This is a genomic window from Streptomyces sp. NPDC001153 (genome assembly GCF_053598315.1).
The window spans coordinates 147,817-170,946 of record NZ_JBSFJZ010000020.1; the positions used below are offsets into that span (position 1 = coordinate 147,817).

The 23,130-nt window shown below is 71.4% G+C and carries 19 protein-coding genes and 1 riboswitch; of the genes, 6 read left to right on the plus strand and 13 right to left on the minus strand.

The window, feature by feature from the left end; translation table 11 throughout:
* Window positions 1–193: 193 nt before the first annotated feature.
* The 3 genes from ACWDEN_RS23625 to ACWDEN_RS23635 form a co-directional block, all read right to left on the minus strand.
* Window positions 194–937: a M23 family metallopeptidase gene (locus ACWDEN_RS23625; RefSeq protein ID WP_351607570.1), complete on the minus strand. Its 744-nt coding sequence runs from the start codon at window positions 935–937 to the stop codon at window positions 194–196.
* 12 nt (window positions 938–949) lie between these two features.
* Window positions 950–1,112: riboswitch (cyclic di-AMP (ydaO/yuaA leader) on the minus strand.
* Between the two features lie 238 nt (window positions 1,113–1,350).
* Window positions 1,351–2,739 (minus strand): M16 family metallopeptidase, encoded by a 1,389-nt coding sequence (locus ACWDEN_RS23630; protein ID WP_351607568.1) that lies wholly within the window; start codon window positions 2,737–2,739, stop codon window positions 1,351–1,353.
* Window positions 2,736–4,130: a M16 family metallopeptidase gene (locus ACWDEN_RS23635; protein WP_351607566.1), complete on the minus strand. Its 1,395-nt coding sequence runs from the start codon at window positions 4,128–4,130 to the stop codon at window positions 2,736–2,738. The genes ACWDEN_RS23630 and ACWDEN_RS23635 overlap by 4 nt, the downstream gene beginning before the upstream one ends.
* Window positions 4,131–4,388: 258 nt before the next feature.
* On the opposite strand from ACWDEN_RS23635, the gene ACWDEN_RS23640 reads away from it, so the two are divergent.
* Entirely contained in the window at window positions 4,389–6,848 is a 2,460-nt protein-coding gene (locus ACWDEN_RS23640) for a DNA gyrase/topoisomerase IV subunit A (RefSeq protein WP_450860057.1), read from the plus strand.
* Here the strand turns inward: ACWDEN_RS23640 and ACWDEN_RS23645 are convergent.
* Together ACWDEN_RS23645 and ACWDEN_RS23650 are read right to left on the minus strand one after the other, a co-directional pair.
* Window positions 6,845–7,939: a CobW family GTP-binding protein gene (locus ACWDEN_RS23645; protein ID WP_450860058.1), complete on the minus strand. Its 1,095-nt coding sequence runs from the start codon at window positions 7,937–7,939 to the stop codon at window positions 6,845–6,847. The genes ACWDEN_RS23640 and ACWDEN_RS23645 overlap by 4 nt on opposite strands.
* A 66-nt stretch (window positions 7,940–8,005) precedes the next feature.
* The gene (locus tag ACWDEN_RS23650) at window positions 8,006–9,172 is read right to left on the minus strand and encodes a citrate synthase (protein ID WP_450860059.1); all 1,167 of its coding nucleotides are present in this window, start codon (window positions 9,170–9,172) and stop codon (window positions 8,006–8,008) included.
* A 113-nt stretch (window positions 9,173–9,285) separates the two neighbouring features.
* Here ACWDEN_RS23650 and ACWDEN_RS23655 point away from each other — a divergent pair, with 113 nt between their 5' ends.
* The 4 genes from ACWDEN_RS23655 to ACWDEN_RS23670 all read left to right on the plus strand — a co-directional run bounded on the left by ACWDEN_RS23655 (window position 9,286) and on the right by ACWDEN_RS23670 (window position 14,046).
* The gene (locus ACWDEN_RS23655) at window positions 9,286–10,545 is read left to right on the plus strand and encodes a citrate/2-methylcitrate synthase (protein ID WP_450860060.1); all 1,260 of its coding nucleotides are present in this window, start codon (window positions 9,286–9,288) and stop codon (window positions 10,543–10,545) included.
* A gap of 101 nt (window positions 10,546–10,646) precedes the next feature.
* Window positions 10,647–11,588, plus strand: a complete 942-nt coding sequence (locus tag ACWDEN_RS23660) for a sucrase ferredoxin (RefSeq protein WP_450860061.1) — start codon at window positions 10,647–10,649, stop codon at window positions 11,586–11,588.
* 101 nt (window positions 11,589–11,689) lie between these two features.
* Window positions 11,690–13,369, plus strand: coding sequence for an ATP-binding protein (locus ACWDEN_RS23665; protein WP_450860062.1), 1,680 nt, complete (start codon window positions 11,690–11,692; stop codon window positions 13,367–13,369).
* The gene (locus tag ACWDEN_RS23670; protein WP_450860063.1) at window positions 13,366–14,046 is read left to right on the plus strand and encodes a response regulator; all 681 of its coding nucleotides are present in this window, start codon (window positions 13,366–13,368) and stop codon (window positions 14,044–14,046) included. The genes ACWDEN_RS23665 and ACWDEN_RS23670 overlap by 4 nt, the downstream gene beginning before the upstream one ends.
* A gap of 18 nt (window positions 14,047–14,064) precedes the next feature.
* Here ACWDEN_RS23670 and ACWDEN_RS23675 read toward each other — a convergent pair whose 3' ends face one another.
* From ACWDEN_RS23675 to ACWDEN_RS23685, 3 genes are all read right to left on the minus strand, one after another.
* Window positions 14,065–15,117, minus strand: a complete 1,053-nt coding sequence (locus ACWDEN_RS23675; RefSeq protein ID WP_450860064.1) for an ABC transporter substrate-binding protein — start codon at window positions 15,115–15,117, stop codon at window positions 14,065–14,067.
* A 166-nt stretch (window positions 15,118–15,283) separates the two neighbouring features.
* A complete protein-coding gene (locus tag ACWDEN_RS23680; RefSeq protein WP_450860065.1) occupies window positions 15,284–16,147 on the minus strand; it encodes an ABC transporter permease in 864 nt (287 codons plus the stop codon).
* Window positions 16,137–16,952 carry an ABC transporter ATP-binding protein gene (locus ACWDEN_RS23685; protein WP_450860066.1) on the minus strand — a complete coding sequence of 272 codons (816 nt, stop codon included), beginning with the start codon at window positions 16,950–16,952 and terminating at the stop codon, window positions 16,137–16,139. Before ACWDEN_RS23685 ends, ACWDEN_RS23680 begins: the two co-directional genes overlap by 11 nt.
* 158 nt (window positions 16,953–17,110) lie before the next feature.
* On the opposite strand from ACWDEN_RS23685, the gene ACWDEN_RS23690 reads away from it, so the two are divergent.
* Complete coding sequence (locus ACWDEN_RS23690) at window positions 17,111–17,803, plus strand: response regulator (RefSeq protein ID WP_351607538.1); 693 nt, start codon at window positions 17,111–17,113, stop codon at window positions 17,801–17,803.
* A gap of 27 nt (window positions 17,804–17,830) precedes the next feature.
* On the opposite strand, the gene ACWDEN_RS23695 is transcribed toward ACWDEN_RS23690, so the two are convergent.
* The 5 genes from ACWDEN_RS23695 to ACWDEN_RS23715 all read right to left on the minus strand — a co-directional run bounded on the left by ACWDEN_RS23695 (window position 17,831) and on the right by ACWDEN_RS23715 (window position 22,393).
* Complete coding sequence (locus tag ACWDEN_RS23695; protein ID WP_450860067.1) at window positions 17,831–19,423, minus strand: solute symporter family protein; 1,593 nt, start codon at window positions 19,421–19,423, stop codon at window positions 17,831–17,833.
* Entirely contained in the window at window positions 19,420–19,968 is a 549-nt protein-coding gene (locus ACWDEN_RS23700) for a DUF485 domain-containing protein (protein ID WP_351607532.1), read from the minus strand. Before ACWDEN_RS23700 ends, ACWDEN_RS23695 begins: the two co-directional genes overlap by 4 nt.
* 69 nt (window positions 19,969–20,037) lie before the next feature.
* Window positions 20,038–20,727, minus strand: coding sequence for a response regulator transcription factor (locus tag ACWDEN_RS23705; RefSeq protein WP_351607530.1), 690 nt, complete (start codon window positions 20,725–20,727; stop codon window positions 20,038–20,040).
* Window positions 20,724–21,875 (minus strand): sensor histidine kinase, encoded by a 1,152-nt coding sequence (locus ACWDEN_RS23710; protein WP_351607527.1) that lies wholly within the window; start codon window positions 21,873–21,875, stop codon window positions 20,724–20,726. Before ACWDEN_RS23710 ends, ACWDEN_RS23705 begins: the two co-directional genes overlap by 4 nt.
* Window positions 21,872–22,393, minus strand: a complete 522-nt coding sequence (locus ACWDEN_RS23715) for a DUF1453 domain-containing protein (protein WP_450860068.1) — start codon at window positions 22,391–22,393, stop codon at window positions 21,872–21,874. Before ACWDEN_RS23715 ends, ACWDEN_RS23710 begins: the two co-directional genes overlap by 4 nt.
* Window positions 22,394–23,130 lie beyond the last annotated feature (737 nt).

Sequence of the window (23,130 nt, forward strand, 5' to 3'; positions counted from 1 at the left end):
CCTCCGCCTTAATCCCCGTGAAACGTCGACGATGGACGCCTGTTCCGTGACTCTATTCCAATGAGCCGGAATTTCCGACGGCGGGCCGGAATCCATGGATATTTTTTGGTCAGCGGATCGGGTGGCGCCCGTGAAAAGACGGCGAAAGCCCCGGCTCGGTGAGCCGGGGCTTCGCATGCAGTGCGACGAGGCGTCAGACGTTCACGCCGTGCTTGCGGAGGTAGGCGACGGGGTCGACGTCCGAGCCGTAGTCGGGGGTCGTACGGGCCTCGAAGTGCAGGTGCGGGCCCGTGGTGTTGCCGGTCGCGCCGGACAGGCCGATCTGCCGGCCCGGGGTGACCTGCTGGCCCACCGAGACGCCGATGGACGACAGATGGCCGTACTGGGTGTACATGCCGTCGGCCATCCTGATCACGATCTGGTTGCCGTACGCGCCGCCCCAGCCGGTGGAGACGACCGTGCCGGAGCCGACCGCGTGGACCGGGGTGCCACTGGCGGCGTGGAAGTCGATGCCCGTGTGGCGGCCGGAGGACCACAGGGAGCTGCTGGCCTGGTAGCCGGTGGAGACGTAGGAGTCGGCTATCGGGGCGACGAAGGCGTTCAGGCGCTCGCGCTCGGCCTCCCGGGCGGCGCGGGCCCTGGCCTCGCGCTCCTCCTTCGCCTTCCTGGCCGCGGCCTCCTCGGCCGCCTTCTGCTCGGCGGCCCGCTGCTGCGCGGTGGCCTGTGCGTCGATGTGCTCGGCGACGTCGTCGCTCACGGCGAGGACGGGCGTGAGGCCGGTCTGCTCCACCGTGTTCTCGGCGGCGAGCGCCGGGGAGGCGGCGAGGGTGCCGATGACACCGGTGGTGGTGAGGGCCGCGACGCCTGCCGCCTGAGCGGTGGTGCGCTTGACCCGGCCGGGCTTGCGGTGCTTCCCGGTGGCGCACATGAACGCCATGGAGTGGCTGGTCCTTTCCTTCCCTCTCGCCTACCGGGTTAGCTGACGGGTTCGGAGCAGGAAGGTCTCCTACGGACTCCCTCGCGCTGGCGCGGGCGCCCGATTCACCCCAGGGACTGCGTGGGTCCCCGGCTCCCCTGGCTCGCGCCGTACGGGGACTCGGCGATGGCTGTCCGGTGCCGCGGGTGCGGCGCACTGCCTACCGACGAACAGCCCGGACGACGCTACGGAAGCCTGCTTCGAACCCCAAACCGATCCGGGCCTTTGTAGCGCATCCCACAGGGCAGACAGGCAACCTCCGTCTCAAATCGGGCATCTGGAGAAGGGAGTGGAACAGCAGGGGCCCTGACGACGAGTCGGTCGTCAGGGCCCCACGCGCGTGTGCCGTCACTCAGCAGCCGTCCCTACGGGGACTACTCGGCCGCCACCACGGTCACTTCACCGATCCCCAGCGCCTCCACCGGTGCCTTGATCTGGGCGGCGTCACCGACGAGGACGGTCACCAGACGGTCCACCGGGAAGGCGTTCACGACGGCCGCCGTGGCCTCCACCGTGCCCGTCGCGGCCAGCTGCTGATACAGCGTCGCCTGGAAGTCGTCGGGCAGGTACTGCTCGACCTGGTCGGCCAGCGTGCTCGCGACGGCGGCCGCGGTCTCGTACTTCAACGGCGCCACCCCGACGAGGTTCTGCACCGCCACGTCCCGCTCGGCGTCGGTCAGCCCGTCCGCGGCGAGGGTGCGCAGCACCTTCCACAGGTCCTCCAGCGCCGGGCCGGTGTTGGGGGTGTCCACGGAGCCGCTGATGGCGAGCATCGAGGCGCCCGTGCCGTCCGGCGCGGACCTGAGGACCTGGCCGAACGCGCGCACACCGTAGGTGTAGCCTTTCTCCTCGCGCAGGACGCGGTCCAGGCGGGAGGTGAGGGTGCCGCCGAGGCAGTAGGTGCCGAGCACCTGGGCGGGCCACACACGGTCGTGCCGGTCGGGGCCGACGCGGCCGATGAGCAGCTGCGTCTGCACGGCGCCGGGCCGGTCCACGATGACCACGCGTCCGGTGTCGTCGGCGGTCACCGGCGGCACGGGCCGCGGCTCGCCCGGGGTGCCCGTCCAGGCGCCCAGGGTGTCGAGGAGCAGCGCGTCCAGGTCGACGCCGGTGAGGTCGCCGACGACGACCGCGGTGGCGGTGGCCGGGCGTACGTGCCGGCCGTGGAAGGCGCGTACGGCGGCGGCGTCGATCTTCTCGACCGTCTCCTCGGTGCCCTGGCGCGGGCGCGACATGCGCGCGGCCACCGGGAACAGCTCCTTGGAGAGCTCCTTCGCGGCCCTGCGGGAGGGGTTGGCCAGCTCGTGCGGGATCTCGTCCAGGCGGTTGCGGACCAGCCGCTCCACCTCGCTGTCGGCGAACGCGGGCGCGCGCAGCGCGTCGGCGAGCAGGCCGAGGCCCTTGGCCAGGCGGGAGGCCGGGACCTCCAGGCTGAGCCGGACGCCGGGGTGGTCGGCGTGCGCGTCGAGCGTGGCGCCCGCGCGCTCCAGCTCGGCGGCGAACTCCTCGGCGGAGTGCTTGTCGGTGCCCTCGGAGAAGGCCCGCGCCATGATCGTGGCGACGCCGTCCAGACCGGCCGGCTCGGCGTCCAGGGGCGCGTCGAGCAGCACCTCGACGGCGACGACCTGCTGGCCGGGGCGGTGGCAGCGCAGCACGGTCAGGCCGTTGTCGAGCGCGCTGCGCTCGGGCGCCGGGAACGCCCACGGCTTGGCCTCGCCGGGCTGCGGCTGGGGGTGGAAGTCCATGGTGGCGAGCTGGGTCACTTGGCCGTCTCCTCGTTCTCGTTACCGGCCTCTACGGTGGCTTCCTGCTCCGGGTCCTCGGGGACGTCGGCGTCCGGAGCCTTCTCCGGGGACTTCGGCTCGTAGACCAGAACCGCGCGGTTGTCGGGGCGCAGGCGGGCCTGGGCGACCGCCTGGACCTCCTCGGGGGTCACCTCCAGGACGCGCTTGACGGCGGTGAGGGCGAGCTGCGGGTCACCGAACAGGACGGCGTACCGGCACAGTTCGTCGGCGCGGCCGGCGACCGTGCCGAGCCGGTCCAGCCACTCGCGCTCCAACTGGGCCTGGGCGCGCTCCATTTCCTCGGGCGTGGGGCCCTCCTCGGCGAACCGGGCCAGCTCCTCGTCGATGGCGGTCTCGATGACCGGCACCTCGACGTCACCGGAGGTCTTCACGTCCAGCCAGCCCATGGAGGGCGCGCCGGCGAGCCGCAGCAGGCCGAAGCCGGCCGCGACGGCCGTGCGGTCGCGGCGCACGAGCCGGTTGTAGAGGCGGGAGGACTCGCCGCCGCCGAGGACGGTCAGGGCGAGGTCGGCGGCGTCGCACGCGCGCGTGCCGTCGTGCGGGAGGCGGTAGGCGGCCATCAGGGCGCGCGCCGGGACCTCCTCGACGACGACCTCGCGCTTCTGCTCGCCGATGACCTCCGGCAGGGAGCCGTCGCGGGGGGCGGGCTTGCCGTCGTGGGAGGGGATCGACCCGAAGTACTTCTCGATCCAGGCGAGGGTCTGCCGGGGATCGATGTCGCCGACCACGGAGAGCACCGCGTTGTTCGGCGCGTAGTAGGTGCGGAAGAACTGGCGGGCGTCCTCCAGGGTGGCCGCGTCCAGGTCCGCCATCGAGCCGATCGGCGTGTGGTGGTAGGGGTGGCCCTCCGGGTACGACAGGCCGGTCAGCTTCTCGAAGGCGGTGCCGTAGGGCACGTTGTCGTAGCGCTGACGGCGCTCGTTCTTGACGACGTCCCGCTGGTTCTCCATGGACTCGTCGTCCAGGGCGGCGAGCAGCGAGCCCATGCGGTCGGCCTCCAGCCAGAGGGCGAGCTCCAGCTGGTGGGCGGGCATGGTCTCGAAGTAGTTGGTGCGCTCGAAGCTGGTGGTGCCGTTGAGCGAGCCTCCGGCGCCCTGCACGAGCTCGAAGTGACCGTTGCCCTTGACCTGCGCCGAGCCCTGGAACATCAGGTGCTCGAAAAGGTGAGCCAGGCCGGTACGCCCCTTGACTTCGTGGCGGGAGCCGACGTCGTACCAGAGGCAGACCGCCGCGACCGGGGTCAGGTGGTCCTCGGAGAGCACCACGCGCAGACCGTTGGCCAGGCGGTGCTCGGTCGCTGTCAGGCCCCCGGAGCCTGCCTCGGCTGTGGTCGTGTGACCCATGGGCATGTACATCCCTTCGCGAGCGGAGGCGGTTGTGGAAACCGCGGTTTTCCTGCCGTTCCTGCCACTGTATGCAAACCGTGCGGGACCTCGACGAAGTTCCGGCGGGACGTACGCCCACAGCGGATCCCGCGGCCCTGGCCGGACCCGCCCGGGGATGCTGGGAAACCTCCCGGGACCGGGTCGTGGTACGGGTTGTCAGTGCCGCGGTCCACAATGGTCCGCGTCAGATCAGTCAATCGCTTCAGCAAGGAGCCGGCAGCGATGGCCCGCCGCAGCACGAAGACCCCGCCGCCCGACGATTCGTTCGAGGAGAGGATCCTCGACATCGACGTCGTGGACGAGATGCGTGGCTCCTACCTCGAGTACGCGTACTCGGTCATCTACTCGCGCGCCCTGCCGGACGCCCGTGACGGCCTCAAGCCGGTGCACCGCCGGATCGTGTACCAGATGAACGAGATGGGCCTGCGCCCCGACCGCGGCTATGTGAAGTGCGCGCGTGTCGTCGGCGAGGTCATGGGCAAGCTGCACCCGCACGGCGACGCGTCGATCTACGACGCCCTGGTGCGCATGGCCCAGCCCTTCTCCATGCGCGTGCCGCTGGTCGACGGCCACGGCAACTTCGGCTCGCTGGGCAACGACGACCCGCCGGCCGCCATGCGGTACACCGAGTGCCGGCAGGCCGAGGCGACGAGTCTGATGACCGAGTCGATCGACGAGGACACGGTCGACTTCGCGCCGAACTACGACGGCCAGGAGCGCGAGCCGGTGGCGCTGCCCGCCGCCTTCCCGAACCTGCTGGTCAACGGCTCCTCGGGCATCGCGGTCGGCATGGCGACGAACATGCCGCCGCACAACCTGCGCGAGGTCGTCGCGGCCGCCCGCCACCTGATCAAGTACCCGAACGCGGACCTGGACGCGCTGATGAAGCACGTCCCGGGCCCGGACCTGCCCACCGGCGGCCGGATCGTCGGCCTGGACGGCATCCGGGACGCGTACGCGACGGGCCGCGGCACCTTCAAGATGCGCGCGACGGTCTCGATCGAGACGGTGACCGCCCGCCGCCAGGGCCTGGTCGTCACCGAACTGCCCTTCACGGTGGGCCCCGAAAAGGTCATCGCGAAGATCAAGGACCTGGTCAACGCGAAGAAGGTCCAGGGCATCGCCGACGTCAAGGACCTCACCGACCGCGAGCACGGCCTGCGCCTGGTCATCGAGATCAAGAACGGCTTCGTGCCGGAGGCGATCCTGGAGCAGCTCTACAAGCTGACCCCGATGGAGGAGACCTTCGGCATCAACAACGTCGCGCTGGTCGACGGCCAGCCGCTCACGCTGGGCCTGAAGGAGCTGCTGGAGGTCTATCTCGACCACCGCTTCGACGTCGTCCGGCGCCGCAGCGAGTTCCGCCGCACCAAGCGCCGCGACCGGCTGCACCTGGTCGAGGGCCTGCTGACCGCGCTGGTCGACATCGACGAGGTCATCCGGCTGATCCGGTCCAGCGAGAACTCCGCGCAGGCCAAGGAGCGCCTGATGCAGCGCTTCTCGCTGAGCGAGGTGCAGACGCAGTACATCCTCGACACGCCGCTGCGCCGGCTCACCAAGTACGACCGCATCGAGCTGGAGGCGGAGAAGGACAAGCTCACCGCGGAGATCGCGGAGCTGACCCGGATCCTGGAGTCCGACGCGGAGCTGCGCAAGCTGGTCTCGGCCGAACTGGCCGCCGTGTCCAAGAAGTTCGGCACCGACCGGCGTACGGTCCTGCTGGAGTCCGCGGGCGCCCCCGTGGCCGCGGTGCCCCTGCAGGTGGCCGACGACCCGTGCCGGGTGCTGCTGTCCTCGACGGGTCTGCTGGCCCGTACGGCGACCGCCGAGCCGTTCCCGGAGCAGGCCGGCGCCAAGCGCGTCAAGCACGACGTGATCGTCTCGGCGGTGCCGGCGACCGCGCGCGGCGAGATCGGCGCGGTGACCTCGGCGGGCCGGCTGCTGCGGATCAACGTGGTCGACCTGCCCCAGCTGCCGGAGACGGCGGCCGCGCCGAACCTCTCCGGAGGGGCGCCGCTGGCGGAGTTCGTCTCCCTGGAGGACGACGAGACGGTGGTCTGCCTGACCACGCTGGACGAGTCGTCCCCGGGCCTGGCGCTCGGCACCGAGCAGGGCATCGTCAAGCGTGTGGTGCCCGACTACCCGTCCAGCAAGGACGAGCTGGAGGTCATCACGCTGAAGGAGGGTGACCGGATCGTCGGCGCGGTGGAGCTGCGCACCGGCGAGGAGGACCTGGTGTTCATCACCGACGACGCGCAGCTGCTGCGCTTCCAGGCGTCCATCGTGCGCCCGCAGGGCCGTCCGGCCGGCGGTATGGCGGGCATCAAGCTCGCCGAGGGCGCGAAGGTCATCTCCTTCACGGCGGTCGACCCGGCGGCCGACGCGGTGGTGTTCACGGTCGCGGGCTCGCGCGGCACGCTGGACGACTCGGTGCAGACGACCGCCAAGCTGACCCCGTTCGACCAGTACCCGCGCAAGGGCCGGGCCACGGGCGGCGTGCGCTGCCAGCGGTTCCTGAAGGGCGAGGACTGCCTGTCGCTGGGCTGGGCGGGCCCGGCTCCCGCGCGCGCGGCGCAGAAGAACGGCACCCCGGCGGAGCTGCCGGAGCTGGACCCGCGCCGGGACGGTTCGGGCACGTCGCTGCCGAAGACGGTGGCGGTGATCGCGGGACCGGTGCTCTAGGCCTCGTACGACGCCTCGTACGGCTGCGCGTCGGGCTCCTCCTCGGAGCCCCGGACGTAGCGCAGGACGCCCCACATGCCGCGTTCGTCGGCGTGTGGGGCGTCGTTCTCGCACCCCTTGAGCTCCTGGCCGAGGGCCTCGGTGTCGATGCCGGAACCGATCAGCACGAGCTGGGTGAGCCGGTCGCCGGCACCGCCCCAGGGTTCCGGGTAGAAGCGCAGAAAGCGGCCGACGGCGTGCACGGTGTACCGGTTGAGGGGGTCGTACGGCCCGAAGTCGACGTAGCCCTTGATCCGGTACAGCCCCTCGGGCCGGCTGTCGAGGAAGCGCATGAGCCGGCGGGGTTCCAGGGGCGCCTCGGAGGCGAAGGAGAGGCTGTCGTAGCCGGTGTGCAGATGACCCGCGTGCTCATCGTGCCCGTCGGCCTCGGTGTGCTCCGTGGGCTCGTGCAGGTCGTCGAAGGACAGCTGCCCGATCCGCTCCTCGCTCGGCCTGCAGTCGAAGAGGAACTCCGGGTCGATCCGGCCGTAGGTGGCGGGGACCACGGCGGCGCGGTCGGCGAGGGAGCGCACCAGACCGAGCACCCGGTCACCGTCGGCGGCCCGGTCGAGCTTGTTGACCACGACCAGGTCGGCGAGGGCCAGATGCCGGTCGATCTCCGGGTGCCTGGCGCGGGTGTCGTCGAACTCGGCGGCGTCCACGACCTCGACGAGGCCGCCGTAGACGACCCTCGGGTGCTCGCAGGCCAGCACCATGCGCACCAGTTCCTGCGGCTCGGCGAGCCCGCTGGCCTCGATGACGATCACGTCGATGCCGGTGCCCGGGTCGGCGAGCCGCTCCAGGTAGAGATCGAGTTCACCGGCGTCGACGGCACAGCACAGGCAGCCGTTGCCGAGCGAGACGGTCGAGTCGCCGAGGGCGCCCGCGACGGCCATCGCGTCGATCTCGATGGCCCCGAAGTCGTTGACGATCGCCCCGATCCGGCTGCCTCCGCTGCGGTGCAGGAGGTGGTTGAGGAGGGTGGTCTTCCCGGAGCCCAGGAATCCGGCGAGCACGACGACCGGGATCTGCGGACCGCTGCTGTTCCCCAACGGGTGACCTCTCTCGTGTGGACCGACTGCCGGTCCAGGATAGGAGGGGCTCCTGGGGCGGGTGCGTCAGCCGGTGGTCGGCACCGCGACCGGCGGCGTCGGCCCCACGTAGCGCGCGACCGGCCGGATGATCTTCGAGTCGGCCGCCTGTTCCAGGATGTTGGCGCTCCAGCCCACCACGCGTGCCGCCGCGAAGGTGGGGGTGAACATCTCGCGGGGCAGTCCGCACAGTTCCATGACCACACCGGCGTAGAACTCCACGTTGGTGTGGAGTTCGCGGCCGGGCTTCAGCTCGGCGAGGATCGCCTCGACGCGGCGCTCGACCTCCACCGCGAAGTCGACGCGCGGACCGCCGAAGCCGAGGGCGATCTCCCGCAGCATCCGCGAACGGGGGTCCTCCGTGCGGTAGATGGCGTGTCCGAAGCCCATGATCCGGTCACCGGCGAGCACCCGCTCGCGGATCCACGGGTCGATCCGCTCCGGCGTGCCGATGGCGTCCAGGGTGTCCAGGGCCCGGCTGGGCGCGCCGCCGTGCAGCGGCCCGGACAGGGCACCCACCGCTCCGGTCAGGCAGGCGGCCACGTCGGCTCCGGTGGAGGCGATCACGCGGGCCGTGAAGGTTGATGCATTGAACCCATGATCAATGGTTGAGATCAGATATTGCTCGACCGCACGCGCCCGTCGCGGTTCGGGTTCCACACCCGTGAGCATGTACAGGTAGTTGGCCGCGTACGTGAGGTCGTCACGCGGCTCGACGGGGTGGAGCCCCTGCCCCAGCCGGTACAGCGCGGTGAGCAGCGTGGGTACGGCCGCGCAGACGGCCAGGGTGTCGGCGCGGCGCCGGTCGGCGTCGATGTCGTACACCGGTCGCAGCCCCCGCGCCGAGCCCAGCAGGGACAGGGCCGTGCGCAGCCCGGACAGCGGGCCGGAGACGCGGCTCGCCGCGGCGATCGCGGGCAGTGCCGCGCGGACTTCCTCGGGCAGCCGCCGCAGCGTCGCGGTCTCGTGGGCGAAGGCGGCGCGGCGCTCGGCGTCCGGGAGCGTGCCGTGGACCAGGAGGTGCCAGACGTCCTCGAAGCCGCGGGTCCGCGCGAGTTCGACGGCCGAGTACTGGCGGTAGTGGTAGAAGCCCTCGCGTCCCCGGACGTCACCGATCTCGGTCTCGGTGACGACGACGCCGGCGAGTCCGCGCGGTGCGTCGATGAGCGGGGTCGCGGTCCTGTTGATGGCCATGGTTCTCCTCCCTGGACTTGATCCGACTGTCCATGCTTGACTAATTGCTTGTCAATATTGATTGAATCAAGGCATGCCGATCAACATGTGCAGAGGCGGCTACCGTGACCTCCATGCGCGATCACGAACCCGCTCCCGGCCGTCCCGGGCGCAGGCTGCTGACCACCAAGGAGACCGCCGAACTGCTCGGCGTGAAGCCGGAGACGGTGTACGCGTACGTGAGCCGCGGCCTGCTCAGCAGCAGGCGCGAGCCCGGCGGCCGTGCCAGCACCTTCGAGGCGAAGGAGGTCGAGGCCCTCGCCCGGCGTCACCGCCGTGAGGCGGCCGGAACCCCGGGCTCCGGCGGGGACCTGTCCGTCCGGACCCGGATCACGCTGATCGAGCACGACCGGTACTACTTCCGGGGCGTGGACGCCGTCGAGCTGGCGCTCCGTCACTCCTACGAGGAGGTCGCGGAGTGGCTGTGGACGGGCCGGCTCACCCCGGGCGTGACCTTCACCGCGCCCGGCCCCACCGTCGAGGTCGCGCGCCGCGCGGTGGACGCGCTGTCCGAGCACGCCTCCCCCACCGACCGGCTCCGTGTGGCGGCCGTCGCCGCGGCGGCCGAGGACCCGCTGCGCTTCGACCTGTCCGAGAACGCCGTGCTGAACACCGCGCGGATCCTGATCCCCACGCTCGTCGCCGCGCTGCCGCCGGCCCGGCGCGACCACGAGGACGACGCTCCGCTCGCCCACCGGCTCTGGGTCCGGCTGACCGGCCATCCCGCCGACGAGGCGTCCCTGCGGGTCCTGGACACCGCGCTCGCCCTGCTCGCCGACCACGATCTGGCCGCCTCCACGCTCGCCGTCCGCGTCGCCGCCTCGGCCCGCGCGCACGCCTACGCTGCCGTCTCGGCCGGGCTCGGCGTCCTGGAGGGCCCGCTGCACGGCGCCGCGAGCGGCGACGCCCACCGCATGCTCCTCGACGTGCTCGACCAGGGCACGGCGGTCCCCGTGATCGCCGGCGAACTGCGCGGGGGACGCCGGGTCCCTGGGCTCGGCCACCGGCTCTACACCGGCGAGGACCCGCGCGCGAGCGTACTGTTCGGCCTCCTGGAGCAGGTCCCGCGCGCGGAGTCCGCCCTGCTCGCCGCCCGGGACATCGTCGCCACCACCGCCCGGCACACCCCGCTGCACGCCAACGTCGACCTCGCCCTGGCGGTCTTCACCGCGTCCAGCGGCATGCCCGCCACGGCCGGCGAGACGATCTTCGCCGTCGCCCGGACGGCGGGCTGGATCGCACACGCCCTGGAGGAGTACGGCGAGCGCCCGCTCCGCATGCGCCCGGTGGGCCAGTACGTCGGTCCGCGGCCCCCGCAGCCCCTGCCGGAGTAGGTCGTCGGTGCACGGCCTCCACCAGCGGCCGAACCCTCCCCGAGCAGGACACGACCACGGCCGGAAGTCGCCCCACGGAGAGTCAGGTTAGGCTCACCTCTGTGAGTAGGTGCGCGACCGTCTCCCGGAGCCTCGACGAGCCCGTTTCCGGTACCGCGGCCACGGCGACGACCTGGCTGCTGCTGGAACAGCCCGGCCCGTGGGGCGTCAAGGCGCTCACTTCGAGCCACCTGGACCCCGCCGTCGGGCGGAGCCTGGAGGCGGCCGCCGAGGGAACCGGCGTCCGCGTCGCGCTCATCCGCCGCCCCGGACGCCACGCCGACCCCGGCGGGCCCGCCGTCCGGCAGGTGTACGCCGCGCACACCGTGCCGGGCCGCGTGTGGCTGCACAGCGCCACGACCCGCGATCCGCGTCGCCTGCTCGGCCTCGACTTCGCCGCCCTGGGAACGGGGGATCACCGTTCCTTCGCCGCCGCGCTCGGCGGACAGCCGTACCGGGGCGACCCGCTGGCGTTCGTGTGCACCAACGGCAAACGCGACCGCTGCTGCGCTCTCCTGGGCCGTCCCCTCGCCGCCGAACTGTGCGCCTCGGGGGTGCGCGGAGTCTGGGAGGTCACCCATCTGGGTGGACATCGTTTCTCGCCGACCGTGCTCGTCCTGCCGTACGGCTACGCCTACGGCCGCGCCGAGGCGCACACCATCAAGGAGGCGCTGCACGGCGTGCAGGAGGGGCGCGTGGTGGTCGACGGGTGCCGCGGCTGCTCCGCCTGGGAACGGCCCGGTCAGGCGGCCGAGCTGGCCGTCCGGTCGGTGGCGGGCGAGTACCGGGCGGGGCTGCTGAGCGTCGTGACGACCGACGGTGCGGCCCCGCGCTGGGAGGTCACCGTCGGGCACGCCGACGGCCGCCGCTGGCGGGTGACCGTGGCGCAGAGGGCGTCGCTGCCGCCCCGCCCGGAGAGCTGCGGAGCCACGGTGCTCGGCACGCCGGCCCGGATGGACGTCGTGGCCGTGCGCGAGCTGAGGACGACGGCGCTGGCGAGCTGAGCGACCGCCTTCCCGCAACGACCGCCTCTTTCAAGAACTGGTCAAGAGATCCCCACCACATCCCCTGGGGTGCGTCGGACCACCCCACTACCGTCGTGGGCATGAGCCCCACTCCCCCCGCACGCCGTCTGCGTCTCGGTCTGCCGCGGCGGGTGTTCTCGCAGGTGCTGCTGATGCAGGTGGCGATCGCCGCGGGGGTCGCGGTGCTCGCGACCGGGCTGTTCCTGGCGCCGCTGAGCAGGCAGCTCGACCAGGAGGCGGAGCGCCGCGCGCTGGCCATCGCGCAGACCACCGCCCAGGACCCGCAGATCGCCGAGGGTGTGCTGACCACCCCGCCGACCGTGAACGGTCCGGTGCAGAAGGAGGCCGAGCGGATCCGACGGGCCACGCACGCGGAGTACATCGTGGTGATGGACCGGCGGGGCATGCGCTGGTCGCACACCACCCTCTCGGAGGTCGGCGGGCACGTCTCCACCGACCCCAGGCAGGCCCTGGCCGGTCATGAGGTCATGGAGATCGACAACGGCACCCTGGGCCGCTCCGCGCGCGGCAAGGTGCCGCTGTACGACACGCGCCACCGCATCATCGGGGCGGTCTCGGTCGGTATCGCCTACGACAGCGTGCGGGCGCGGCTGATCAGCGCGATCCCGGGCCTGCTCGCGTACGCCGGAGGCGCTCTCGCGGTGGGCGCACTGGCCGCCTGGCTGATCTCCCGGCGGGTCCAGCGGCAGACCCGGGACCTGGCCTTCTCCGACATCTCTGCGCTGCTCGCGGAGCGCGAGGCGATGCTGCACGGCATCCGTGAGGGCGTGGTCGCGCTCGACCGCGGCGGTCGTGTCCGCCTCCTCAACGACGAAGCCCGTCGGCTGCTCGGCATCGGCGACGGGGCCGTGGGACAGACCCCGGACGAGGCGCTCGGCACGGGCCGTACGACGGACGTGCTGGCCGGCCGGGTGACCGGCACCGACCTGCTCACCGTGCGCGGCCGGCGCGTGCTGGTCGCCAACCGTATGCCCACCGATGACGGCGGCGCCGTCGCGACCCTGCGCGACCGCACCGAACTGGAGCAGCTGGGGCGCGAACTCGACTCCACGCGCGGGCTGATCGACGCCCTGCGCGCCCAGGACCACGAGCACGCCAACCGCATGCACACCCTGCTCGGGCTGCTGGAGCTGGAGATGTACGACGACGCCGTGGAGTTCGTCGGCGAGGTGGTCGGCGACCACCGGGTCACCGCCGAGCAGGTCACCGAGAAGATCCAGGATCCCCTGCTCGCGGCCCTGCTGGTCGGCAAGGCGACCGTGGCGGCCGAGCGGGGCGTCGCGCTGTGGGTGTCGGAGCACACGCTGCTGCCCGACCGGCTGATCGATCCGCGGGGTCTGGTCACGGTCGTGGGCAACCTGGTGGACAACGCCCTCGACGCGGTGGCCGGCACGCTGCACGCGCGCGTGGAGGTCGAGTTGCGCACCGAGGGCCGTACGGTCGTCCTTGCGGTGCGCGACACGGGCCCCGGTGTCCCGGCCGGCCGACGGGAGCTGATCTTCACCGAGGGCTGGTCCACCAAGACCCCGCCCGCGCACGGCAAACGGGGCATCGGGCTCTCGCTGGTGCGCCGGCTCGCCGAACGCCAGGGCGGCAGCGCGACCGTGGGCGCCGCGGACGGGGGCGGTGCGGAGTTCACCGTGGTCCTGCCGGAGGCGCTGACCGAGCCGGAGCTGGAACCCACGGTGCGCGAGAAGTCCCTCGAGCCCGCTGCCGTCACCGAGGAGGAGACCCGATGATCGAGGTCCTGGTCGTGGACGACGACATCCGGGTCGCCCGGGTCAACGCCGCGTACGTGGCGAAGGTGCCGGGATTCCATGTGGCCGGCGAGGCGCACAGCGCCGCCGAGGCGCTGCGGCAGGTGGAGACGCTGCCGCGGCTGGACCTGGTCCTCATGGACCACCACCTGCCCGACGACACCGGTCTCGCGGTCGTCCGCGAGATGCGCCGGCGCGGCCACCAGGCCGACGTGATCATGGTGACGGCGGCGCGGGACATGACCACCGTCCAGGCCGCGCTGCGGCAGGGCGCGCTGCAGTACCTGGTGAAACCGTTCACCTTCGCCGGTCTGCGCGCCAAGCTGGAGGCGTACGCCCGGCTGCGGCGGACCCTGGACCGCGGCGGCGAGGCCGAACAGGCGGACGTGGACCGCATCTTCGGTGCCCTGTCCGCGCCTTCGGAGCCCGGGCTGCCGAAGGGGCACTCCCCCACGACGGCCGAACTGGTGCGACAGTCGCTGATGAACGCCGAAGGCCCCTTGTCCGCCCAGGAGATCGCCGAGCGGACGGGGGTGAGCCGGCAGACGGCCCAGCGGTATCTGAAGCTCCTGGAGCGCACCGGACGGGCGCGGCTGACCCTCAAGTACGGCGACGCGGGCCGCCCGGAACACCGTTACGTGTGGGCGACCCGCGGCTGAGCGCGCTTCACGCGGCGGTCACTTGACCGCCTCGACGAACTCGGTCGTGTACGTCCTGCTCAAGTCGACCTTGGCGTTCTTGATCTTCGGGTTGAACGATTTGAGGACCTTCTCGACGGTCTCGGGGCCGCCCTGGGGCATCACGCCGTCGTCGGTGAACATCGGCAGGGTGCTCTTGATGGCCTGCGCGTAGAGCGTCTTGTTGCCCTGGGAGTAGTCGGCGGGCATCTTGGCGGCGATCTCGTCGGCGCTGTGGGCGGACATCCACTTGAGCGTCTTGACGAACGCGTTGACCAACTTCTGGACGGTGTCCTTGTGTCCGTCCACCCAGTCCGTCTGCATGTACAGACTTGACGACGGGTACAGCCCGCCCAGCGCCTTCTGCGAGCCCTCGGGGGTGCGCATGTCGATGAGGACCTTGCCCGCCTTCTTGTCCAGGATCGTCGCGACGGTCGGGTCGGTGGTCATGCCGCCGTCGATCGCCCCCTTCTGGAGGGCCGCGACGAACGTCGGTCCGGCGCCCACCGCGACCGGCGTGAACTCGCTGACGTTCACACCGTTCTTGACCGCGAGGTACTTGGTGAGGAAGTCGGTGGAGGAACCGAGCCCGGTCACGCCCAGCTTGCGGCCCTTGAAGTCCTTGGGCGAGGTGAGGCTGCCCGCCGCCTTGTCGGAGACCACCTCGACCTCGCCGGGCGCGTGCGAGAACTGCACGACCGACTCCACCGACTTGCCCTTCACCTGCAGGTCGAGGGTGTGGTCGTAGAAGCCGACCGCTCCCTGCACCTGGCCGGAGACGAGCGCGGTCTCGGCCTGGACACCGGCGGGCTCGCTGAGGAGTTGGACATTCAAACCCTCCGCCCGGAAGTAGCCGAGGCGCTGGGTGAGCATCGCGGGCAGGTAGATGACCTTGTCCAGGCCACCGACCATGATCTTGACGCTCTCGCCCTTGCCGCCGCCGCTGCCGGTGTCGGCGGCGGAGCCGGCCGCGTCGTTGGCGCAGGCGGTGAGGGAGGAGAGCGCGAGCAGGCCGGCGGCGGCCAGGGAGGCGTGTCTGGCGGTGTTGCGCATGCGGTTCACGTCCTTGTGAGAGGGCGGTACGTGGAAGGCGTGGGGGCTGGTCCGGGAAGGCCCGGAGGTGGGCCGGGGAGAAGCCGGGGGGGCCGGTGAGGGGCCGGGGGACCGGTGAGGGGCCGGGGGGACCGGTGAGGGGCCGGTGGACCGGTGAGGGGCCGGGTCAGCCCTCGGAACCGGCGGGCCTCCAGCGGAAGATGCGGCGCTCGGCGAAGGTCAGCAGCCCCTCGGCGGCGAGGGCGACGACCGCGAGGATGACCATCGCGGCGTAGACACCGGCCGCGTTGAAGGTGTTCTGCGACTGCGAGACGAGCAGGCCGATGCCCTTGGTCGCGCCGATGTACTCGCCGACGATGGCGCCGATGAGAGCGAAGCCGAAGCTGACGTGCAGGCTGGTGAAGATCCAGGAGGTGGCCGACGGGATGACCACCTGGAGCGTGACCCGGCGGTCACTGGCACCCAGGATGCGGGCGTTGGCCACGAGGTTGCGGTCCACCTCACGGGCGCCCTGGAAGGCGTTGAAGAAGACCGGGAAGAAGACCAGTACGACGGCGGAGGCGACCTTCGAGGACGGCCCGAGCCCGAACCAGATCAGGAAGATCGGCGCCAGGACGATCCTCGGGATCGAGTTGAGCACCTTGATGTATGGACCAAGGACTTCGGCGAGCAATCTGATCCGCCCGAGTGCGATACCGAGGAGGACACCGGCGATCACACCGAGGATCCAGCCGAGCAGTGCCTCGTAGAGCGTGTACCAGATCTGTTCGCCGAGGGAGCCCAGCGCGGTCCCGTGCATCACCCAGGTCCGGATCTGGTCCCAGATCTCCGAGGGCATCGAGAAGTTGAACGGATCGATGATCTTCGCCCGGGACAGTCCCTCCCACAGCCCGAGGACGGCCACCAGCAGCACCACGCGTACGGCGATGACGAGAGCCTTGCGGCGGCGGGCGGCCTGGGCGCGGGTCTGCGCACGGTCGGAGACCTTGGCGGCGTCGGCCACCGGAGTGCTGAGAACCTCAGGCGACACGGGCGGCACCCCTCTCGCGGGTGATGCGGACCTCTTCGCCGAGGGACTCCCAGATCTCGCGGTAGATCTCGATGAACCGCGGCTCCAGGCGAACCGACTCGACCTTGCGCGGCCGCGGCAGGTCGATCTCGAAGACCTGCTTCACGGTCGCGGGTCCGGCGGTCATCACCACGACCTTGTCGGCGAGCGCGATGGACTCCTCCAGGTCATGGGTGACGAAGACGACGGAGGCGCCCGTGCCCTCCCACAGCTCCAGCAGCTCGTCCGACATCAGCGCCCGGGTCTGCACGTCCAGCGCCGAGAACGGCTCGTCCATCAGCAGGATCTCGGGGTCGTTGACGAACGTGGCGGCGAGGGCGACCCGCTTGCGCTGACCGCCGGAGAGCTGGTGCGGGTAACGGTCCTCGAAGGCGGCCAGGCCGACGCGGGCCAGCCATTCCCGGGCCTTCTCCTTGGCCTCGGTCTTCGGCACGCCCCGGAAGCGGGGGCCGGCCATGACGTTGGACAGGACCGTGCGCCAGGGGAAGGTGGCGTCCTGCTGGAAGACGAAACCGACCTTGTCGCCGACGCCGTCGACCGGCTCGCCGGCCACCAGCACCTCGCCCTCGGTGGGCTCCTCCAGACCGCTGACCAGCGTCAGTGTGGTGGACTTGCCGCAGCCGGTCGGACCCACGACGGCTACGAACTCACCGCGCTGGACAGTGAGATCCAGACCGCGTACGGCCGTGTGCAGTCCCCCGGACGGGGTTCTGAAGGTCTTGCTCGCGCCCCGCAGCTCGATGGCGGGGCTGGTGTCTGCGCTCATGGCCCGGGACGGTAGGTGTGGACCCGGCCACAGCAGGAGACTTGTGAGCACAAGCCGTTCTTCTGCTTGCAAGAGTCTGTTGTGCTCTTTTTGCTCGCGCTACAACTGCGGAGCCGAAACACGGGCTCAACGCTCGTCGGCCTTGAAGGAGAGGCCTGATGATTGACGTCCTGGTCGTGGACGACGACTTCCGCGTCGCTGAGATAAACGCCAAGTACGTGGGAAAGGTTCCCGGCTTCCGGGTGACCGCCCGCGCGCACAGCGCCGCCCAGGCCCTGGCCGCCGTCGAACGCGGCACCATCGACCTGGTCCTGCTCGACCACTATCTGCCGGACCGGACCGGTCTCGATCTCGTGCACCGCATGCGGGAGCAGGGCCACGGCACGGACGTCATCATGATCACCGCGGCCAGCGATGTGACGACCGTGCAGCAGGCGATGCGCCTGGGCGCCCTGCACTACCTGGTCAAACCCTTCACCTTCGCCGCCCTGCGGGCCCGCCTCGACTCCTATGCGGCGCTGCGTCGCACGGTGGACCGGGTCGGCGGCCACGGCCTGACCGGGCAGGAGCAGGTCGACCGGATCTTCGGCGCGCTGCGGACGAATCCCGCACCGTCCGCGCCCGGCCCGCCGAGCGGCCGCTCGGCGCCCACGACCGACCTGATCTGCGGCGTCCTGCACCGCGCCGACCAGCCGCTGTCCGCTCACGAGGTGGCCGCCAGGACCGGCCTGAGCCGCTCCACGGCCCAGCGCTATCTCCGCCATCTGGAACAGGCCGGCCGGCTCCGGCTCTCCCTGAAGTACGGCGACACCGGCCGGCCGGAGCACCGGTACGCCTGGGTGGCGCCGTAGCGAGCCGTGCCCGGCGCCGGTGACCGGCTACACGGCACCGGCGCCGGTCAGCGACCGCACCTCCGTCTCGGCGTACTTGGCCTCGTCCGCGATCTCCGCGGAGGTGATCGTGCCGAGCCAGCCGGCGAGGAAGCCGAGCGGGATGGAGACGATGCCCGGGTTCTGCAGCGGGAAGTACTGGAAGTCGACGTCCGGGAACAGGGAGGTCGGGCTGCCGGACACCACCGGGGAGAGCAGCACCAGCCCGAGCGCCGGGATCAGCCCGCCGTACACGGCCCAGACCGCCCCGCGGGTGGTGAAGCCGCGCCAGAACAGCGAGTACAGCAGCACCGGGAGGTTCGCCGACGCGGCGACGGCGAAGGCGAGGCCGACGAGGAAGGCGACGTTGAGGTCACGGGCCAGCAGACCGAGCGCGATCGCCACGACACCGATGCCGACCGCCGCCCAGCGCGCCACCGCCACCTCGCTGCGTGCCGTGCCGCGCGAGCGCCGCAGCGACGCGTACAGGTCGTGCGCCACCGACGCCGACGAGGCGAGCGTGATGCCGGCGACCACCGCGAGGATGGTGGCGAAGGCGACGGCGGCGACGACCGCGAACAGGACCGTGCCACCGGTGGAGCCCGCGCCGCCGCCCAGGTCGAGGGCGAGCAGCGGCACCGCCGTGTTCCCGGCCGCGTTCGAGCCGCGCACCGCATCCGTCCCCACCAGCGCGGCCGCCCCGAAGCCGAGGACGATCGTCATCAGGTAGAAGCCGCCGATCAGCCCGATGGACCACACCACGGAACGACGGGCGGCCCGCGCGGTGGGCACGGTGTAGAAGCGGGACAGGATGTGCGGCAGTCCCCCCGTGCCCAGCACGAGGGCGAGTCCCAGGCTGATGAAGTCCAGGCGGGCGGTCCAGGTCCCGCCGTACTTCAGGCCCGGCGCCAGGAACGCCCTTCCGTGACCGCTGCGGTCCGCGGCCGTGAGCAGCAGACGGTCGACGTCGCCGTGGAAGCGGAGCAGGACGAGGACGGTCAGCGCGATCGTGCCGCTCAGCAGCAGCACCGCCTTCACGATCTGGATCCAGGTGGTGGCCCGCATCCCTCCCAACGACACATAGATCACCATGAGCGCGCCGACCCCGATGACCGCCCAGGCCTGCGCGGGCCCGCTCGTCCGCCCCAGCAGCAGCGCCACCAGACTGCCCGCGCCGACCATTTGCGCCACCAGATACAGAACGGACACCGTGACCGAGGAAGTTCCCGCCGCGATCCGCACCGGCCGCTCGCTCATCCGCGCGGCCACCACATCGGCCAGGGTGAACCGCCCGCAGTTGCGGACCAGTTCGGCCACCAGGAACAGCACGACCAGCCAGGCCACCAGGAAGCCGACGACGTACAGCATCCCGTCGTACCCGTACAGCGCGATGAGCCCAGTGACCCCCAGGAAGGAGGCGGCCGACATGTAGTCACCCGCAATGGCAAAACCATTCTCCATCGGAGAGAAGAGCCGCCCTCCGGCGTAGAACTCCTCCGCCGAACCATGCCGGCGACGGCTCACCCACGTCGTGATCCCGAGGGTGAGGGCCACGAAACCGCTGAACATCAGCAGCGCCAGCGTCTGATGCTCACCGGTCATGAGGCATCTCCCCGCACTTCGCGGGCCAGTTCCTGGGTGTCCCAGCGCAACTCCAGCGCCGCCCGGTCCCGGCGCAGCCGAGCGTGCCGGGCATAGGCCCAGGTCAGCAGGAACGTGGTGAGGAACTGTCCCAGCCCGGCCAGCATGGCCACGTTCACCGCGCCCGCCACGGGCCGGGCCATGAGCCCCGGCGCGGCCGTGGCCGTGACCACATAGCCCACGTACCAGGCGAGGAAGGCGGCGACCCCCGGCACGACGAACCTCCGGTACCTGGTGCGCACCTCCTGGAAGGCCGCGCTGCGTTGCACCTCGACGTACACATCGCGGGCGCGAACCGCCGCTGCGCTCAGCTCCCCTCGAGCAGGTGGCACCACCGGCGTCGGCGCACCGGTGCCGTCCAGCTCGCCCCAGCCGTAGGCCAGTGCGTCGTACCAAGGGTCTTCGTACGTCGCGTCGCGGGAGGGCGCGCCGTGGTCTTGCTGGTTCTCGGGCGAACTCTCGGGACCGTCCCCGGCTCCACGGGCACGACCGTTGCTTGACTGCATGCCCAAGGATGGACAGAACGGGAAGATCCCTGACTCTTCTTCCTCCGGCTCTTCACCCCATCAGGTGACTCACTGGGTGGGCGGCCGCACCAGCCCCTTGCTGTAGGCGTACCGCACCGCCTGCGCCCGGTCCTTGAGGCCCGTCTTGGAGAAGAGGTTGTTGATGTGTGTCTTCACGGTCGCGGTCGACACATGCAGCTTGCGGGCGATCTCCTGATTGCTGAGCCCTTCGGCGATCAGCAGCAGCACCTCGGTCTCCCGAGCGGTCAGTCCGTCGGGCGGCGCCTCGACGGTCGCCGGCGGGCTGTGCTCGGGCTGCGACAGCCGTTCCAGCAACCGGCGTTGGACACTCGGCGACAGACCAGCATCTCCCGACAGCACGCTCTCCACGGCACGCACGATCTCGTCACCGCCCGCGTCCTTGGTCAGATATCCCCGGGCGCCGGCACGCAGCGCGGGAAACAGCGATTCGTCGTCCGCGTACGTGGTGAGCACCACGACCTGGGTCCCCGGGTACTGCGCCCGGATCCGCCGGGTGGCCTCCACACCGTCGCAGCGGGGCATCCTGAGATCCATCAGGACGACATCGGGGGCCAGTTCCCCGACCAGCCGCACCGCTTCCTCGCCGTCTCCCGCGGCACCCACGACCTCCACACCGGGCAGCAGTCCGAGCAGCATCACGATGCCCTCCCGGACCACGGTCTGGTCGTCGGCGACCACCACCCGTGCGGGCTTCTTCTCCCCCTCCGTCTCCGTCATACAGGCACCTTCAGCGTCACCACGAACCCCTCCTCGTCCGGCCGCGCGTCCAGTGAGCCGCCGAGCAGTTCGGCCCGCTCGCGCATCCCCAGCAGACCGTACCCACCTCCGGACCTGGTGAGCTCGCCCGGCCGCCCGCCCGAGTCCCGTACATCCAGCGTCACTTCGTGCTCGCTGTAGTCGAGTCGCAGATGCACCTTGGCACCCTGTGCGTGCTTGCGGACGTTCGTCAGCGCCTCCTGGGCGACCCTGCGCACGGTCTGGGAGGCCTCGGCCGGCAGGGGTCTGCGCTCACCCGTCACGGTGACCTCGGCGCCGTCGGCCCCGCTGACGAGTTCGCTCAGGAAGTCCTCCAGCGGTGTCAGATCGCCCCGCAGCGCGGACAGGGCCTGCCGGGTCTCGGCGAGTCCGTCCCGGGCCATGCCCCGGGCGGCCACCACCCGCTCCAGGATGCGTTCACGGTCCGCGCCGTTCTCGATCAGCAGCCGGGCCGCCTCCAGATGCACCAGCTGCGCCGAGAGGCTGTGGGCCAGCACGTCGTGGATCTCCCGCGCGATGCGGGCTCGCTCGGCCAGCGCAGCGGACTCCGCCTCGGCCGCCCGGGCGGCACGCTCCTGTGCGAGCAGTTGCTGCGCGTGGCCGCGTGCCTCGGCGTCCAGCCGCAGGACATATCCGGCGAGAGCCATGCCCGCGACCGAGGCAGCCGTGGTCAGCCAGACGTCGTTGTTGAATGCGGCGTATGCGGCCAGGCCCACCGAGGTCACCGGAGCGGCTGCAGCGAGCGGCAGCCGCTCGAGGGCGCCGATCCCACAACCGCACCAGATCACGAGGGCCGGGCCTCTGAACCCCGTGGCCTCAGCCATGACCGCGATGCCCATGATCGCGCACATCAGCACCAGGGAGGGCACCAGCCGGTGCTGGTAGGTGGTCCTGAAGAAGGCCCAGGCGAGGAGAGCGGTGGCGAGGACCCCGGCCATCGCGGCGAGTCCGCCCCAGGTGCCGACGTGCCTCTGGTTGTACGCGCCCCACAGGAGCATGCCGATCACCAGGATCCTGACAGGCCAGGCGATCAAGCGCCGAGAACGGGAGGTTCCCTGGCGGCCGAGCGCCTCCCGCGACGGCCAGCGTGTCCAGGCGTTCTCCTTCACGCGCGTTCCCTCCTGACCGCTCGCATGCCGTCACCGTACGCCGGAGCGGGACGGTTGGCGGTGCCGAGGGACTGCGCCCGCCAGACCAGGATCCCGCCGCGGACCAGCAGGGTGGCGGCGAGAGCGCACATCAGGGCGGAGCTGTCCTGGCGCAGGCCGAGTGCGGCGCCGACGGCGTAGATACCGATGCGGAGGGCTACGCCCACGATCCATACCGCAACACTCGCCTTGGTGCTCTTGGTCCACACGACGCCGTCCGGTTCCGTCCAGATGCGGGTCGTCCAGGCCCAGCCGGCGCCGGTGGCCAGACCGATGAGCAGCTCCACCGCGAGCAGCACTCCGGATTCGGCACGGTGGTGGGCGTCGAGGATGCCGGGCTCGCGCAGCGCGACGACGGCGAGGACCACGGGGATCAGCCACCAGCGCCGGTCGGTGTTGATCGCGCGGGCGCGGAACTGCCGCGCGATCACTATGGCGGCGACGGCCACGATCACCAGCGCGTTGACGAGCCCGGACATCAAAGCCTCCGTGAGCGAGAACGTGGTGCCGGGAGCGGGTGCTGCCGACACCTACGAAGCTACGGAAAAGCGCAGGTCGGGAGATCGGAGCCGGGGTGGATCAAGGGTGGAAACCCGGAGCGGCTCGTCTCCACCCACGGGTGTAGATCCGGCGGGTGTGCCTACCGGTCCGAGGTGGAGGCGGAGATCGGTCGGGGCAGATCTCCGGCAACCGTCCGCGAGCGCGGCGGCCGCTGGGCGGCCGTGCCTCGCCGGCCGACAGTGCCGGTGACGGGGTGTGCACGTCCCCCGGCACCACCACCGATGTCCGGTACCCGCTCGAAGCGCGGGGACCGCCGGCTGCTCACAACGGCAGGCCCGGAAATTGGGGGAGGCTGACGGCAGCGCCCACGAACACCCGCGATCCCCGACCCCGCCCGCGCCGGACCGAGCCTCGTCCGGCCGGGGCAGGATCAACCCACGCGCGGCCGGGAAGCGTCGGCAGGAAGACGACGTCGCCGGACCGCGCGGCGTCCGGGGCAGTGTGCTCGTCGAGGAGAAGGCCTACCAGGGGCGTCGGCGGCAGGACGGAATTCCGTCGGGCCGCGTGGGAAAGGCCGTGGGGCGGTGTCGGCAGAGGGGGCGGCCCCGACATCGTCGGCGTCGCAGCCGAAGACGTACTCCTCGCAGACGAAGACGCGGTCTGCCGTGTCGAGGCCACGACCCACCGGCCGCCCGGCCCGAGCGGCGCAGGAAGA